Origin of the sequence: Mycobacterium dioxanotrophicus, from assembly GCF_002157835.1 — a bacterium.
Classification (GTDB): Bacteria; Actinomycetota; Actinomycetes; order Mycobacteriales; family Mycobacteriaceae; genus Mycobacterium; species Mycobacterium dioxanotrophicus.
The window spans coordinates 1,250,452-1,264,809 of record NZ_CP020809.1 but is presented as its reverse complement, the minus strand read 5'-3'; the positions used below and the strand labels follow the sequence as shown (position 1 = coordinate 1,264,809).

At 66.9% G+C, this 14,358-nt stretch carries 16 protein-coding genes and 1 tRNA gene; 3 read left to right on the top strand and 14 right to left on the bottom strand.

Features of this window, described 5'->3' with window-relative positions; translation table 11 throughout:
- Window positions 1-15 precede the first annotated feature (15 nt).
- Genes BTO20_RS06230 through hisD form a run of 3 tightly spaced genes read right to left on the bottom strand, consistent with a single transcriptional unit; the run spans window position 16 to window position 4,336 of the window.
- Entirely contained in the window at window positions 16-1,593 is a 1,578-nt protein-coding gene (locus BTO20_RS06230) for a GMC family oxidoreductase (RefSeq protein WP_087074279.1), read from the bottom strand.
- Window positions 1,590-3,017 carry an aspartate ammonia-lyase gene (locus BTO20_RS06225; protein WP_087074277.1) on the bottom strand — a complete coding sequence of 476 codons (1,428 nt, stop codon included), beginning with the start codon at window positions 3,015-3,017 and terminating at the stop codon, window positions 1,590-1,592. The genes BTO20_RS06230 and BTO20_RS06225 overlap by 4 nt, the downstream gene beginning before the upstream one ends.
- The gene (hisD, locus tag BTO20_RS06220) at window positions 3,014-4,336 is read right to left on the bottom strand and encodes a histidinol dehydrogenase (protein ID WP_087074275.1); all 1,323 of its coding nucleotides are present in this window, start codon (window positions 4,334-4,336) and stop codon (window positions 3,014-3,016) included. Before hisD ends, BTO20_RS06225 begins: the two co-directional genes overlap by 4 nt.
- Window positions 4,337-4,693: 357 nt before the next feature.
- On the opposite strand from hisD, the gene BTO20_RS06215 reads away from it, so the two are divergent.
- A complete protein-coding gene (locus BTO20_RS06215; protein WP_087074273.1) occupies window positions 4,694-5,527 on the top strand; it encodes a mycofactocin-coupled SDR family oxidoreductase in 834 nt (277 codons plus the stop codon).
- Between the two features lie 444 nt (window positions 5,528-5,971).
- Here BTO20_RS06215 and BTO20_RS06210 read toward each other — a convergent pair whose 3' ends face one another.
- Window positions 5,972-6,400 (bottom strand): MmpS family transport accessory protein, encoded by a 429-nt coding sequence (locus BTO20_RS06210; protein ID WP_087074272.1) that lies wholly within the window; start codon window positions 6,398-6,400, stop codon window positions 5,972-5,974.
- A 172-nt stretch (window positions 6,401-6,572) separates the two neighbouring features.
- Window positions 6,573-6,673, bottom strand: a tRNA-Tyr gene (locus BTO20_RS39190).
- 147 nt (window positions 6,674-6,820) lie between these two features.
- On the opposite strand from BTO20_RS39190, the gene BTO20_RS06205 reads away from it, so the two are divergent.
- Window positions 6,821-7,117, top strand: a complete 297-nt coding sequence (locus BTO20_RS06205; protein WP_087074270.1) for a CDGP domain-containing protein — start codon at window positions 6,821-6,823, stop codon at window positions 7,115-7,117.
- A gap of 11 nt (window positions 7,118-7,128) precedes the next feature.
- Window positions 7,129-7,317, top strand: a complete 189-nt coding sequence (locus BTO20_RS06200; protein ID WP_087074268.1) for a hypothetical protein — start codon at window positions 7,129-7,131, stop codon at window positions 7,315-7,317.
- 103 nt (window positions 7,318-7,420) lie between these two features.
- On the opposite strand, the gene BTO20_RS06195 is transcribed toward BTO20_RS06200, so the two are convergent.
- The 9 genes from BTO20_RS06195 to BTO20_RS06145 are packed head-to-tail and all read right to left on the bottom strand — an operon-like array spanning window position 7,421 to window position 14,356.
- Window positions 7,421-8,308 carry a hypothetical protein gene (locus tag BTO20_RS06195; protein WP_087074266.1) on the bottom strand — a complete coding sequence of 296 codons (888 nt, stop codon included), beginning with the start codon at window positions 8,306-8,308 and terminating at the stop codon, window positions 7,421-7,423.
- Window positions 8,305-8,697 carry a DUF3307 domain-containing protein gene (locus tag BTO20_RS06190; protein WP_087074264.1) on the bottom strand — a complete coding sequence of 131 codons (393 nt, stop codon included), beginning with the start codon at window positions 8,695-8,697 and terminating at the stop codon, window positions 8,305-8,307. Before BTO20_RS06190 ends, BTO20_RS06195 begins: the two co-directional genes overlap by 4 nt.
- Before the next feature lie 2 nt (window positions 8,698-8,699).
- On the bottom strand, window positions 8,700-10,241 hold the full coding sequence (locus BTO20_RS40265; protein ID WP_408632182.1) for a glycoside hydrolase family 25 protein: 1,542 nt from the start codon (window positions 10,239-10,241) through the stop codon (window positions 8,700-8,702).
- Window positions 10,238-10,573 carry a hypothetical protein gene (locus BTO20_RS06175; protein ID WP_157680146.1) on the bottom strand — a complete coding sequence of 112 codons (336 nt, stop codon included), beginning with the start codon at window positions 10,571-10,573 and terminating at the stop codon, window positions 10,238-10,240. The genes BTO20_RS40265 and BTO20_RS06175 overlap by 4 nt, the downstream gene beginning before the upstream one ends.
- A gap of 33 nt (window positions 10,574-10,606) precedes the next feature.
- Window positions 10,607-11,314: a DUF7257 domain-containing protein gene (locus BTO20_RS06170; RefSeq protein WP_087074260.1), complete on the bottom strand. Its 708-nt coding sequence runs from the start codon at window positions 11,312-11,314 to the stop codon at window positions 10,607-10,609.
- Window positions 11,314-11,724, bottom strand: coding sequence for a hypothetical protein (locus BTO20_RS06165; protein ID WP_087074258.1), 411 nt, complete (start codon window positions 11,722-11,724; stop codon window positions 11,314-11,316). The genes BTO20_RS06170 and BTO20_RS06165 overlap by 1 nt, the downstream gene beginning before the upstream one ends.
- 28 nt (window positions 11,725-11,752) lie before the next feature.
- Entirely contained in the window at window positions 11,753-12,439 is a 687-nt protein-coding gene (locus tag BTO20_RS40260) for a YueI family protein (RefSeq protein WP_232491059.1), read from the bottom strand.
- 10 nt (window positions 12,440-12,449) lie between these two features.
- Entirely contained in the window at window positions 12,450-13,760 is a 1,311-nt protein-coding gene (locus tag BTO20_RS06150; RefSeq protein ID WP_087074256.1) for a DUF7172 family protein, read from the bottom strand.
- Window positions 13,757-14,356, bottom strand: a complete 600-nt coding sequence (locus BTO20_RS06145; protein WP_087074254.1) for a DUF7172 family protein — start codon at window positions 14,354-14,356, stop codon at window positions 13,757-13,759. The genes BTO20_RS06150 and BTO20_RS06145 overlap by 4 nt, the downstream gene beginning before the upstream one ends.
- Between the last annotated feature and the right edge of the window lie 2 nt (window positions 14,357-14,358).

The window sequence follows — 14,358 nt, the reverse complement described above, 5'->3', positions numbered from 1 at the left end:
CCTTCGTTCGTGCGGCTAACGGGCGGGGCGCGCACCTGCGGATGCGCTTCGTCGTGCGGTCTGCGCGATCACCGGCGCGACGCGCAGAGCGTTGGCCGCGATCGTCAGTGCGGGGTTCATCACCGGCAGGGAGGGAAAGAACGCGGAGTCGACGACGAAGAGGTTTTCGACGTCGTGGGCGCGGCAGTCAGGGTCGAGCACAGAGCTGGTGGGGTCCATGCCCGCCCGCACCGTGCCGGCCTGATGGGAGTTCACCTCGATGCCCGGCGACTCGCTGATCACGATCGGGTAGCCGAGCTTGCGTAGGAGCCTGCGCATTTCGCGTACCAGCACCCGGTGCGTGGCGAGGTTGTTCGGTGTCCAGGCAACCTGGATCGCGCCGTCGGCGCGCAACGTCACGCGGTTCGCCGGATCGGGCAGGTCCTCACTGAACAGCCACCAGTCGATGCTGCGCCTGGTCGCGGCGTTGAGCGCCCACATCGGGAGGTGGGGCCGCTGGCCCTTGATCATCGCGCCCTGCAGCTTTCCGATGAGTTGGACGTGCCCCAGCGGGTACGGGTGATCCTCGGTGCCCTTGCGGTAGTAGTCGTTGACGTAGAGCGTCTTCTGGAACGTCGCCTTGTTACGGCGCAACGGGTTGATCGCGACCATGATGGAGTTGTTGTGCACCATGTAGTTCCGGCCCACCTGGTCCGAGGAGTTGGCCAGCCCGGCGGGGTGTCGGTCAGTCGCTGAGCGCAACAGCAGCGCCGCGGAGTTCACCGCACCGCACGACACCACGACGCTGTTGGCCGACACAGTGTGGGTCTGCTCCCCCGCCCGGTATTCGATGCCGGTGACGCGGTCGCCGGCCGAGTTGGTCGTGACGCGGGCGACGTAGGCGCCAGTCAGCAGCTCCACCGCACCCGAGGCGACCGCGGGCCGGACGCCGCACACGTCGGCGTCCCCCTTGGCCAGGACGCGGCACGGGAATCCGTCGCACGTCGCGCATTTGATGCACGCGCCGCCCTGGCGCAGGTCGACCCCGAGGGACAGATGCGAGGGCGTCAATCCGATGTCACGCAGGCCTCTGGCCGCCCGCGCAATGGCGTCCTCGTGTTCCAGCGCGGGAAAGGGATACGGCTCGGTCCGGGCCAGCGTGGGATCGTCGAGATCGCCGTGGACTCGGTAGAGGCGCTCCGCGGCGGCGTAGTGCGGCGCGAAGTCGTCGTAGTCGACGGGCCAGGCCGGTGACGGCCCCTCGGCGAGGTCGGTGTGCTGGAAGTCCTCGCGGCGGAACCGGACGAGGGAGGCCCCGTAGAACTTGGTGTTGCCGCCCACGTAGTAGTAGGTGCCGGGGTGGAATGGCGTACCGTTGCTCGCGTCGTACCACTGCTCGGCGTTCTTGTAACGGCCGTCGACGAAAACCGCTTGCGGATCCCAGTTCTCGGTCTCCTGCGGCAGGAATCCGCCACGTTCGACCAGCAGGACCGTCAGACCGGAGTCCTTGAGCCCGTGGGCCAAGGTGCCGCCGCCCATGCCGCTTCCGACGATGACGACGTCGTAGTGGTCGCAAGTGGGGCGGTCGACGCTGCGTGGAGTCGATGGGGTCATAAGTGCCCTCCTGCCATCTCGGATGCCGACGCCGGCGCGCCGGCCCTGACGAGGTTGTGCGGGCTCAGGATTGACGCCAGATGTTCCGCCGAGATCAACCCCTGTTCCAGCGCCAGGTCGCTGACCGTTCGTCCTTGTGCGAGCGCGTCGGCCGCCAGTCGGCTGGCCGCCGTGTACCCGATGTGCGGGTTGAGCGCCGTGGCGATGCCGATAGAATTCGTCACCGACTCGGCCAGGCGATCGACGTTGGCCGTGATACCCACCACGCAGCGCTCCCGCAGTACCGTGCAGCCCCGCGTGAGCAGTTCGACAGTCTCGAACAAGCTGTGCGCAATGATCGGCTCGAATGCGTTGAGCTGCAACTGCCCTCCTTCGGCGGCCATCGTCACGACGAGGTCGTTCCCGATCACCCGGAAGGCGATCTGATTGACCACCTCGGGTATCACCGGATTGACCTTGCCCGGCATGATCGACGAACCGGCCTGCACTGGAGGAAGATTCAGTTCCCCGAACCCAGCCCTGGGCCCCGAGGACAGCAGCCGCAGGTCGTTGCAGATCTTCGACAGCTTCACCGCGGCACGCTTGAGCACTCCCGAGAGCTGAACGAACGCACCGACGTCCTGGGTCGCCTCGATGAGATCCGTTGCCGTGCAGACCTCGATGCCCAGGATGGCGGCGAGGTGCTCACGCACCCGGTCTGCATAGCGAGGATGTGCGTTGACACCGGTGCCGATCGCGGTGCCGCCGAGGTTGATCTCGGTGATCAGCGCAGCCGCTTCCTTCAGCCGCTCGACGTCCTCCAGGAGCATGACCGCGTACGTCGCCACCTCCTGCCCCAGCGTCATCGGCACGGCGTCCTGAAGTTGGGTGCGGCCGACCTTCAAGATGTCGGCGAACTCGGCCGACTTGTCCGAGAAGGCCTCGGCCAGCGCCGACATGGCGTCCGTGAGTCGCGAAAGACCCTGGTGCAGACCCGTTTTTATGGCGGTTGGATACACGTCGTTGGTGCTCTGACTGCGGTTGACGTGTTCCAAAGGGTGCAGGTGCTCGTACCGGCCACGCTCGTGCCCCAGCAGTTCGAGAGCGCGGTTGGCGATGACCTCGTTGGCGTTCATGTTGGTCGACGTGCCGGCCCCGCCCTGTACGACGTCCACCACGAAGTGCTCGCGTAACGCACCGCCGCGGATCTCGCGGCACGCCCGCACGATGGCGTCGGCTTCGCGGTCGCCGATCAGGCCCAACTCCGAATTCGCCAGCGCCGCAGCTTCCTTGATGGTGACCAGCGCCGTCACCAAGTCTGCGTGGCTCGACAGGGCGACGCCGGTGATCGGGAAGTTTTCCAGAGCACGCAGTGTGTGGATGCCGTAGTAGGCGTGGTCCGGAACATCCCGGTTGCCCAGCAGGTCGTGTTCGACTCGAGTCATGACGCTCCCGACCCGGCCGGCAGGTCGGCCCAGTGCAGCGGTACCCCGCCGAAGCGTGCGGCGCGCAGGTCCCCGGAACGGGCGTGCCCCTCGAACCGCTCCAGTCGTGACAACCGGCCGCAGATCTCGCCGATGCGTGCACTCGAGGCGGTGTCGCGCACCTCCTGGTAGGTCAACGTCTTCAAGAATTTGCCGACCCACAGGCCGCCGGTGTAGCGCGCCGCGCCCAGCGTGGGCAGCACGTGGTTGGTGCCGATCACCTTGTCGCCGTATGGGACACATGTTCCCTCACCCAGGAACAGCGCACCGTAGTTGCGCATGTGCCCAAGCGCCTGCCGTGGATCCGCGGTGAGGATCTGGACGTGCTCCGACGCGAACCGGTCGGCGAGTGCGTAGGCCTCCTCGATCGTGTCCACGAGGTGTACCTCGCCGTGATCCCGCCACGCAGGCCCGGCGACCGCGTTGGTCTGCAGACCGGGCAGCAGCGCTTCGATGTGGTTGAGGACGTCGCGTGCCACGCGATCGGAGGTGCTGATGAGTACACACGGCGAGTCGGGCCCGTGCTCGGCTTGACTCAGCAGGTCGACGGCGATGGTGAACGGGTCGGCGTGTTCGTCGGCGACGATGAGGGTCTCGGTGGGCCCTGCGAACAGGTCGATGCCGACCTCGCCGAAGAGTTGGCGCTTGGCCTCGGCGACGTAGGCGTTGCCCGGGCCCGTGAGGATCGACACCGGATCGACGGTTTCCGTGCCCAGCGCCAATGCGGCGACGGCCTGCACTCCTCCCAGGACGTAGATTTCGTCTGCGCCGGCCAGGTGCATGGCTGCCACGCTGATCGGCGGTGCACCACCGTCGCTGGGCGGCGTGGTCGCCGCGACGCGGTCCACCCCGGCGACCTTGGCAGTCAGCACGGTCATGTGCGCCGACGCCGTCAACGGGTAGCGGCCACCCGGCACGTAGGCACCCGCGGCCTCGATGGGCACATTGCGGTGACCGAGGAAGACACCGGGGAGGGTCTCGATCTCGACGTCGCGCATCGACTCCCGCTGCGCTTCGGCGAAGGTGCGAATCTGGTTCTGCGCGAAACGCAGGTCGTCCAGCACAGTTTCGGGCACCGAGGCCACGATGCCGAGGACCTCGTCGTCACTCAGGCGAAAGGACGCGGGAGCCCATCGGTCGAACTTCTCGGAGTACCGCCGGACGGCGTCGTCGCCGTTCGTCCGGATGTCGGCGATGACGTCGGCAACGGTGTCGACGACGGCTGGATCACTTGACCTCTGCGCCGATGTACCCGTAGCGCCCTTGACAACCGTTGCCATTGAACTTGCTCCTCCACGTGAGAGACACGGACCAGTTACCAGACGAGCATTCCCGACTACCGCGGACGTCGGGAGACTCATCGCGGGAACAATGTTGAGTTCCGAGAACACATTTCGTGTATCTCCGGTCGACGCCTCCGCACCACGTGGGGTGACACCGTGTGCACCGGTGGGGGCTGTGGCGCCGCCCGCGGCGATACGTTCCGTGTCCCCGGTGGCGCCTAAACGGTCACACCGTGTGTCTTACGGAGCGACTCCCTCTGGGCGGACCATTTCGGAACGGCGTCGCAGGGTGACCCAGCGGTCACGGGGTTGCCGGCGGACGCGAAGGATACAAGACCCGAAAAAGGAGCCACCATGGGACAACTCGACGGCAAGGTCGCATTCATCAGCGGCATCGCTCGCGGTCAGGGGCGCTCACACGCCCTCACGCTGGCCCGCGAGGGCGCCGACATCATCGGGTTCGACCTGTGCGCCAAACCCGCGTCCACGCCGTACCCCGGCTCGACGCCCGAGGACCTGGCACAGACGCGCGACCTCATCGAGAAGGCCGGGCGCAAGGTCGTGGCCGACATCGCCGATGCCCGCGATTTCGAAGCCGTCAGGCGCGTCTTCGACGATGGCATTGGCCACTTCGGGCGCGTCGACATCGTGGTCGCGAACGCGGGCATCTGTGCAGGTGGTCTGGCGTGGGAGATCACCGAGGAGGCATGGCGCGAAATGCTCGACATCAACTTGACCGGGGTCTGGAACACCGTCCGGGCGGCCATCCCCACCCTCATCGAGCAGGGCACAGGCGGCTCGATCGTGATGACCGGCTCCGCGGACGGAATCAAGGGCCATCCCAACATCGCGGCCTACACCGCGTCGAAGTTCGGCGTGAACGGACTGGTGCAATCACTCGCGATGGAGCTCGGGCAGTACAACATCCGGGTGAACTCGGTGAACCCCGGACAGGTCGACACCGACATGATCGGCAACCAGTTCGTGTGGGGACTGTTCCGCCCGGATCTGGAGCATCCGACCCGCGAGGACGTCATCGACGTGTTCAAGGGCGTCAACCTGTTGCCGATCCCGTGGATGACACCTCAGGACGTCAGCAATGGCGTGCTGTATCTGGTGTCCGACGCGGCCCGCTACGTCACCGGCCACGCCCACGTCATCGACGCGGGCAACCTGCTCAAGTCCTGACGCGGGCACGGCGGTCCACGCTGGGTGCTGACGAGAGCGTCGGCGCTCAGTGTGTGCCGTTACCAGCTGGACCAGAAGACCGGTCACACCGTCTAGGCCCTGCGCGGTAACCCGACGCGTGAAAATACTTGCCCTGGAGGGGTTTTCGGAGCCACCCGGGCGCGGAATACCAGGTTCGTGGGTTTGCAGGTGTTCGCCGTCCGCAAGGCTCCGAGGACTTCTTCACTGATACCCGTCGCGGCAGCTACGTCAGGAATGTTCGGACTGATTCGCTGACCGACCCCAGGCCTCTCCGGACTTGCCGGTCGGCACTGACGCTGAACGCGAACGAAAATCAGTGGGCGCGAACAGCCTCAGGCCGTCGGGGTTCGGCATGGCTTGGCCACGCATCGAAGACATCCCAGCGCCGACAGAAAGCACCGAGCCCGACAATTCTTACGGAGCTTACGGTCGGGTGTAGGTGCAGTGCGCAGACCCGGCAGGCTGCTCGGTCACCACCTGGCCGTTGAGAGTAATCCGGCAGCCGGCGTTGTCAGCGCCTACGGCAACCACCTGAAGCAGTTGTACATCGGGTCCGACGGTGATGGTGCGCTGCCATGGCAGCGGCGCGTCATACACCCGATCAGTCGTCGGGTCGGTGTCGATGGTGATCGCCGTTCCCGAGCCGGTGACCTCGAAGAGCACCGTCGCATCAGCTGCGGCAGCGGGCGATTGAGAAGGAGTCGACTCGGGCGCTTCCGCAGGTGTGGACGCGGGTGCTTCGGGTGTGGGTTTGGCTTCATCGGCTGACTTCTGGCAGCCCGCCGCGGTGAAGGTGAGGGCCACGGCAGCAATGGCCGCAGGCAACAAAATGCAACGCCTCGAGACTGGCATCAAACCACTGTGCGGCAAAGCCTGGCGAAATGCGCGGAAACAGCAAATTGTGCGGGCGTAAAACGCGGACTTCGTCGCATTGCCGGTGAACCGGGCCAGGTCGCTGGGCGGGGTGCCGGGGTGAGACTCGGAAACTCAGTCCCAACCCAGCGCCGCAACCCTCTCACCAGTGTGGCAGGTAGTGGATTCGAACCACTGTAGGCGTAAGCCGACGGATTTACAGTCCGCCAGATATCGTTCGGGACCGTTCGGCGTTGTCCGGTCAATACCGCCTGACCTGGGCCGATTGTCCGCAACTGTCCGGCATTGTCCGGCGCTGTTCGGGCCAGGTTGTGACAACTCCGTGACAACTCTGCGGGCGCCGAATCTTGCCGGGGCAAACTGTCACGGCCGTCAAGACGGTGTCGTACGATTCCGCGCATGCACAGGTGGTTCACAGGTGGGCTGGTCGCGGCCGGGCTCGCGGCGGCTGGCGTTGGGCTCGCAGCGCCGGCCAACGCGGGGTGTGAGACGCAGCCGTTCGCGCAGTACTGCGACGGCCCGGTCCGTCCGGACGGCACCTGGGACCGGTGCTTCTCCAGTCAGCCGCAGGCCATCAACGGCCAGTACGGGCAGATCACCGGGTGGGTGCCGTCGGTCGGCCGCTGCTACCCCGTCGACCCGAACGCGTGGCCACCGACGCCGATCGGTCAGCCCCAGTACCACATCTACCCATAATCGAGGTCCCCGTGAGCACGTTCAGATTCATCGCGTCAATCATCGGGTTTGCGCTGCTGACGCTGGCCATACTCGCCGGGTTGGCGTACGCGTTCGCCCCTGCGTTCCCCGGCCCGCTGCTGTGGATCGCGGTGACACCGGGAGCCTTGTTGCTGGGCCTGACCACCACTGCCGCGCTCGACGATCCCATCGGGCTGTAGTCCGTCGGAGCGGTTGCGCCACGCGAGGGTGAACGCCAGCGTGACGCACGCGGTGCTGTACGCGATGCCGGCCCAGCACATCGCGTAGACCGCGGCCATGGTGTCAGGCGGCTGCTGCTGGTGTGGCGGCTGCGATGGCGCCGAGGTGGTCGACGGCGTATTGGATTCCGGTGCGTCCGTCGGCGGTGACCAGTCGCCATTCGTAGGTGATGTGCGGGCCGGTGGGCGGGTTCTGGGCGACGAACTGCAACGCCACCGCGACGCTCTTCGCCAGGGCGCCGACGTTCAGCGGATTCGAGAGCAGCTCGAGCACCTGCTCGGCCAGGCCGCCCTTGCCGGTGAGCGCCGACAGGATCGCGGTGGCCGAGTTGATGTCGAGACCGAGCTGGATGGCCGCCATGTAGCAGGCGGTGATGTTGTCGCCCGCCTGACCGATCGGCACCGAGCCGTACATATCGCCCGGGTTGACGATGTCCACCACGGTGTCCGGGGTGTTCCTGAGGCGCTTGGCGGCGATGCCGCGGCCGCCGGAGAAGAGCAGCCCGGGTCCGCTGTGGTTCTCTTCGCGCATCGGATTGCCGAGGCTGTAGCCGCCGATGAAGTTCTGCCGCAGGTGATAGAGCCGCCCTCCCGGGGTGATGATCTCCAGCAGCACCCGCGACATCGCCTCGGCGCCCTGGGAGTAGCCGCCGAGCCCGAATGTCTGCACCGGGTGAGCCAGGATCCAGGCGATCGCCCATTCCACCGCGATGTCGACGGACTCCGCGTAGCTGGGGGCTTTCGGGTCTGGGGAGCCGATGAACCCGAACGACCACGGCGCCTGCACGGGCACCTCGAACACGGGAGCGTCGAGGGTGTCCGCTGCGCCGGCCACCACCCACGACGGATAGCCGGTGCCGGGCGCGGCCCAGGTGCCGGAGAACGTCAGGATGGCGTGCCGGACGAACTCGACGCCGCGGCGCCCGGCCAGCAGCTCCGCCATGCCGGTCATAGCCACACCACCGCGGCGACGTTGATCAGCATGTGGAGCACGTTGTCGGCGATGATGAGCAGCCACACAGCCAGCCAGTCGGGTCGGTCTGCGCCGTGGCCAGTCGCGGTGTGCGGCGGCCGGAACGCGCTGGGGGCGAACTGATTCTTGAACCACACGACGTGCCGAGCCAGCCGATACCGGTCGATGACGGCGTGCGTGCTGATGATCACGAGCAGCGCCAGCAGCGACTGGGTGACGAACAGGAACGGGATGCCGTACGTCAGCGCGTGCGCGACTGCCGGCCACCACCGCTTGGTTTTCTCCTGGGCCATCCAGTCGGACTGGATCAGGTAATCGCCGACCATGTGCGCCAGGCCGGCGGTCGCGATGGCCGCCGCGATGCTCATCGCTACTTGGCCTTGAGCGCGTCGCTGGCCGGGCTGGTGGACTGTCCGGCGGCCTTGCGTCGGGCGATGAGGTCCTCCATCAGCTCGATCATCACGTCCCCGTGGTCCCGGACGATGCCGTCGGAAAACTCGTTGCGCCAGGCGATCTGCTCACCGATGGTGACGGTCTGCTCGTCGCTGTCGGTGTGGCCGTTCTGCCAGCTGCCGTCCGGCTGGACACGACCCCACGGGCCGCGCGCCGGGTCCTTCACGATGCTGTTGAACGGGCGAGCAAAACGTGAGAACACGAACCGCCACGGCTGCGGCCAGCCGGACCGCTTGGCGGGGTCGGACGGTGGGAACACACCGCGGGACTGGGCTTCGAGCTCTTCGGCTGCGGACATGGTGATTTCTCCTGACTGGGGTGAGGTTTCGAGGTTGAGAAGTTGGCGGAGCTGCGTGGGTGTGCCGCGGAACGCGTTGGCGTCGACCGATTTCCCGGCCACTAGGGCACGGTCGGTGAACTGCAGAATGTCGGGCGTCCGGCCGCCGTACGCGCCCCACATCGCCCAGGAGTTGCCTGGGTACAGCACCGACGCGTATCCGCTGCCCGAGACGTACTCGGAGCGGATCAGGCCCGGCACCTGCGACAGGTCCGGCTTGCCGATCGTCTCCCAGTACCAGTCGGGGATATACGACAGCGCGACCCGGACGCCGAGCTTCTCGATCTCGGCCTTGACGGCCCAGAACTGGCCGATGCCACCGGATCCGGCTTCGAAATCCAGCATCGCTGGGATGGACTTGTCGCCAAGCTGGTCGACGAACAACCGTGCCTGCGCCGCCGGATCGTCCGGGCGGACGTAGTGGTAGCCGGCCAGGATCAGGCCGAGCCGTCGGGCGTCGTCGCGAGTCTTGGGCCAGAACGGATCCCGATAGACCGTCCCCTCGGACACCTTCGCGAACACGAAGTCGAACCCCTCGGCCTTGACGCGGTCGAGGTCCATCACGCCCTGGTGGTTCGAGATGTCGATGCCGTAGGTGACAGCGTTGGGGTCCGGTGCCACTTCGGTGCCGTCCTCGGTGATCGGGCCGGGTAGGTAGGCCCAGTCGTTCGCGTATCCGGTGTCGTAGACGCTGCGGGCACGATCACCGGTGACGCAGCCATCGGTGCCGTTGGATTCCATTCGGACGCCGTCAACTTCGATCCACATGTGCGAGTTGGCACCGCCGCCGGGCCCGTGGTGGATCGCGATCTTCACCGCGGCGTCGGCCGGGAAGTCGTTGGGGTGTGCGACGGTGATGGTGCCGAACGGTCCGCGGTCCCCCACCTCGATGGGGCGCCACGATTCGGTGGTGATCCATGCGCCGGTCGCCGGGTCGAGGCGCCGCCACTGCATGGCCTCGCCGTAGATCACGCCGTTGAGCCCGTGAGCGGCCAGCGCGGAGCAGTCGCAGCCCTGCCGCACGTTGGTCTTGGACCACTCGCCGCCGTAGACGTAGTCGTTGCCGACGCGTTCCCGGAACCGGGCCTTGAGATACTCGACCGCTGCCCGTGTCGGCATCAGCGGCCACCGCCGAACAAGCCGCCGAGGTTGGGAAGTCTGCCGACGAATTGCTGCAGCTGGGCCACCACGGTGGTGAGTGCGCCGAGATCGGGCAGGTGACCGGCGATTATCGGTGCGAGACGACGCGCCAGGCTGTCGAGGACCTGGTCATCGAGCTGGCCGGGGATGACGTTGGTGGCCTTGTCGACGAGGGACGGCAACACCTCGGCCACCTGCTCCCGCACGAACTTGGTTGCTGAGTCGATGTCGTCGCGGTTGGCGGGGTCCTTCAACCACGCCACCGCGGCGTCGAAGATGGCCTGGCCAAGGATGGGCATCAGTTTGGCGAGCACGACCACGGACGGTAAAGCCGCAGGGTGCAAGCCCTATCCGGCCTCAATCCAGTCGATACCCGCCGAGAACCGCCGCGGCCCCAGCAGGTCCTTGGAACCATCGACCCGGGCGCCGACGCTCTTGTAGCCGGTGCCGCTGGCGGCCGACGCGCCGGTGTCGTTCCACTCCCCCGCGAACTGGCCGTTGCGGCGCAGCGTGTGCAGGTTCCCCACCCCGGATAGGCGGATGATGTCGCCGGCGGCGAACGCGCCGCAGTCCGCAGCCATGATGGTGTCGGTGCTGGCGACGCGGCGCACGATCGCCAACTTGCTGTTCAGCAGCTCGACCCCGACACCGTGAGTGAACGCCGCATCGGAGACGCGGGCGAACACCTGGGTGCGGTGCTTGGTGCCGGTGATCGAGTCACCCGAACCCTGTGTGCCGACACGGAATTCGACGTAGTAGTCCGTGCCGGACACCTGGGCGGCGTTGAACCGGATCCGGTCGGTCTTGAGCGCCGCCGAGATCAAACCGTCGGGGACGTCCAGGCGGAGCATGCCGTTGACGATGTTCGCGACGTAGTCATTGGCTGGGCCGTAGTGCGTCCACGTGGCACCCAGGGCGCCGTCGGCGCGGTTGAAGTCGTCCCGCACACCAGATTTCGACCAGACCAGCGTGCTGCCCTTGTAGAGCTGCTGCACCGGCGTCGAACCGATATAGAGCCCCTGGACCGGTGCGCTGCCGATATACAGGCCGGCCATCAGATCACCGCGTACATCACGTTCGGGTTCTTGCTGGGCAACGCCCCCCAGTCCGCTGCGGTGATCGGTACGACGTCGAGTGTGATGGCGTTGCCGTCCTTGTCGTGTGCTGTGACGACCCCGGTGCCGGCCTTGTCGGCGGTGACCGCGTCGTCGTCGAGCTTCGCGGTGGTGACGGCGCCGGGCGCGAGGTTGACGGCCTCCACACCGTCGGTGGCGATCTTCTCGGTGGTGACAGCCCCGTCGGCGAGCTTGCCAGTGGTCACGGCTTTCTCGGCCAGCTTCGCTGTGGTGACAGCCCCGTTGGTCAGCCCGGACGGTGCGACCTCTTCGATCTCCTGCTGCATCTGCGGCGACAGCCGTTCGCCAACCGGCTTTTCCGTATCGAGGTAGGGAACGAGCTTCGCCATGCCCGCAGGTTATGGGCTCAGCGTGCAGCTACCGCATCCCCGACATCGCTCGGGTGAACGCATCGAACGATGCTTCCACCTCCCCAGGGGTGAAGCCCTCGGGCGGCTTGACCTGCGCGCGATAGTCCTTGCCGTTCAGGCGTTCCGCCCCCTCGGGTGCCGGTGCATACAGCCGGTCCATCAGGTCCTCGCGGGCACGGCGGTCCCGATCCTTGTCTCCCGTGCTGGCCGTGCCCTCCAGGGCGAGGGTTTCGATCTCATCGATGACGGCGTGCATGTGCGGTAATTCGCGCATCGGGTCGGCGATCCCGTCCGACCGCATCCGCTGCCGAACGGTGCGCCAGTGCGTGCCGGCCATCACCGCCAGGATGATGACGGCGACATAGGGGCGGGCGGTTCCCCACGTCGCCAACCCGCGGGCCACGAGCGTGGTCGTGTCGCCGGGGAGTTCGTCGGCCATCATGGCGGACAGCAGGCGCTCATACTCCCCGTCATCGAGGTGGTCCCGGACGAATTGGGTCAGGTAGCGGTGCCGTTCCTCCGGGGTGATCTTCGGGTTGCCTGACATTGCCAGCGCGGCCGCCGATCTCGGCATCGGTCGCCGGGCGCGCACGACACCGACGTCCGGCACATCGAGGTCCAGCACCGGGCCCGTCAGCGGCGCCAGGGCGGCGTCGCCCAGCATGTCGTCGAAACCCTCGGGCGGATCAAACATCTGGGCTGGCTCAGATGACGGGGGTGCCGGGCACCAGCACCGACAGGGCGATCGCGCGGCCGGACCACTGGGGTTCCTTGGTCGGGGTGAACGACCGGTCCAGCGTGGGCCGCGGCGGACTGGCCAGCGCGGCGACCGCCATGGTGGAGCCGGTGGCGTCGACGTCGGACAGCGCGGTCATGCCGGCCGGGGGTGCCTGGTTGATCGGCGCCTGCAGCGGCGTGTGAGCGATGTGGGAGGCGCACAACAGCAGTTGGCCGCGGCTGTCGATGCTGGGGCACACGTGGCCGCCGTCGCCGCGTTCCCAGAACCTCCGGGACAGGGTGGAGGCGAATCGCCACTCGGTGAAGTCCGTGGAGGCGTCGCGCAGCACCACGAGCGTGACGATCTCCTCGGCCAGCACGCCGGTGGTGAAGTGGTAGGAAGCCGGTTCGGCTGCCGACGCGATGCGGCCGTACACCTTCATGTGGACGTCGCCGATGCCCATCAGTCCGTCATTGCGGACGTGCAGCTCGGTCCAACCGTCTTCGGATGGGGTGATGTCGGAGGCCAGGCCGATGTTGTTCGCCACGATCGCCAACATGGCGTCGCCCGCCGCTGTTCCGGCCGGCACATCGACGTCGGTGGGGAATGTGTTGTTGGTGGAGTGCTCCACCCCCACGACCGTGGGGATTGGACGTGATGGCAGCGGACCGCCTGCGACGCTGGGGATTCCGAACAGGTCGATACGGGTGTCGCCGGAGATGAACAGCGACTCGGTGTTCTGGTCGCCGCCGTCGATGGTGGTGTTCTCCCAGAAGTCGGAGACGAATCGGACGGTCACGCGCGCGAAGAACGTCTCCCCCGGCGCCACTATGGGCCACCCGGGGGTCTGTGGCATCAACGGTGCGCTCTGGCTGTTTGCGCGTACCTCGTGCACACCGAAACCAGTGCCCAATGCGAGGGTGCCGCCTTTGCCGATGTCCATGCCGCACCCGAACCGCGAGACCTCCACCATGTCGAAGCTGCTCGGTGGTGTCGCGGTGGGGCGGATGTCGATGCCGTGCGAGGTGACGAGGTAGCCGCGGGATCGGGCCTGCAACGTCACCTGCGCGCCGGCCCGGGTCACGAGGCCGTAGACGTGTTGTGGCACTGGGCTGTTGTTCGTCCACTGAATGTCGACGGTGTGCACCAGGTCTGCTTTGTTGCCGCCACCGCTCGTGTCGTAGCTGCGGGATACCGATGTGGCTGTCCGGCTGGCCAGCTGGCGGTATTGCGTCCATGGCTGCGGTTCGATCGCTTCGTCGACGATCGCGAAGTGCTCACTGTTGGCGCCGCTCATGCTGACCCCACCGGGGTGGCGAATACCAGCAGGCGGGCCCAGCGGGCGTGCGCTTCCCACCGTGACTCGAACTCGCTGGCCGACGTCCACACGCCGGGAGTCTGGACCGCGGCGAGGTAGCGGAAGTGCAGCGAATGCTTCGCCGGCAGGACGCCGATCGGCACCCACGCCTGCGACGCGTCACCGTCGATGAACAGGCGCCCGTATTTCAGGTCCTCGGCGCGGGTCTCGGGCCGGTCGACCTGGGCGCGGCCACCGAACGCGTCCTGAACGATGCTGGGGTAGTCGGCGGTGGGGCTGACACCCTGCGCGTGCGACCAGGCGTCGTGGATCACGACGGTTCCGGGGTTCTGCGCGACGATGCTGCGCGGTGCTCGATTGACCTGCACGGCAACGACTTGCGGGTCACCGGTGTTGTTGTACCAGTCGATGTCGCCGCTGATCATCGTCACCGGGTCGGGGGCGCGGCTGATCGTGCCGTCCTTGGTGGATTCGAGGAACCGTTCGGCGACGATGCGGGGAAACCAATGCCGCGCCATGTCGAGCCCATCGACCGTGGCCAGCATCCCCTCCATGGTGCAGGGTTTGACGGTCATCG

Coding starts and splice junctions, on each gene's coding strand:
- BTO20_RS06205 (WP_087074270.1), top strand. CDS start 6,821: ATGCACAGGTGGTTCACAGGTGGGCTGGTCGCGGCCGGGCTCGCGGCG.
- BTO20_RS06190 (WP_087074264.1), bottom strand. CDS start 8,697: ATGAGCATCGCGGCGGCCATCGCGACCGCCGGCCTGGCGCACATGGTC.
- BTO20_RS06165 (WP_087074258.1), bottom strand. CDS start 11,724: ATGGCGAAGCTCGTTCCCTACCTCGATACGGAAAAGCCGGTTGGCGAA.
- BTO20_RS06170 (WP_087074260.1), bottom strand. CDS start 11,314: ATGGCCGGCCTGTATATCGGCAGCGCACCGGTCCAGGGGCTCTATATC.
- BTO20_RS06230 (WP_087074279.1), bottom strand. CDS start 1,593: ATGACCCCATCGACTCCACGCAGCGTCGACCGCCCCACTTGCGACCAC.
- hisD (WP_087074275.1), bottom strand. CDS start 4,336: ATGGCAACGGTTGTCAAGGGCGCTACGGGTACATCGGCGCAGAGGTCA.
- BTO20_RS06150 (WP_087074256.1), bottom strand. CDS start 13,760: ATGAGCGGCGCCAACAGTGAGCACTTCGCGATCGTCGACGAAGCGATC.
- BTO20_RS06145 (WP_087074254.1), bottom strand. CDS start 14,356: ATGACCGTCAAACCCTGCACCATGGAGGGGATGCTGGCCACGGTCGAT.
- BTO20_RS06215 (WP_087074273.1), top strand. CDS start 4,694: ATGGGACAACTCGACGGCAAGGTCGCATTCATCAGCGGCATCGCTCGC.
- BTO20_RS06225 (WP_087074277.1), bottom strand. CDS start 3,017: ATGACTCGAGTCGAACACGACCTGCTGGGCAACCGGGATGTTCCGGAC.
- BTO20_RS06210 (WP_087074272.1), bottom strand. CDS start 6,400: ATGCCAGTCTCGAGGCGTTGCATTTTGTTGCCTGCGGCCATTGCTGCC.
- BTO20_RS06195 (WP_087074266.1), bottom strand. CDS start 8,308: ATGACCGGCATGGCGGAGCTGCTGGCCGGGCGCCGCGGCGTCGAGTTC.
- BTO20_RS40260 (WP_232491059.1), bottom strand. CDS start 12,439: ATGTTTGATCCGCCCGAGGGTTTCGACGACATGCTGGGCGACGCCGCC.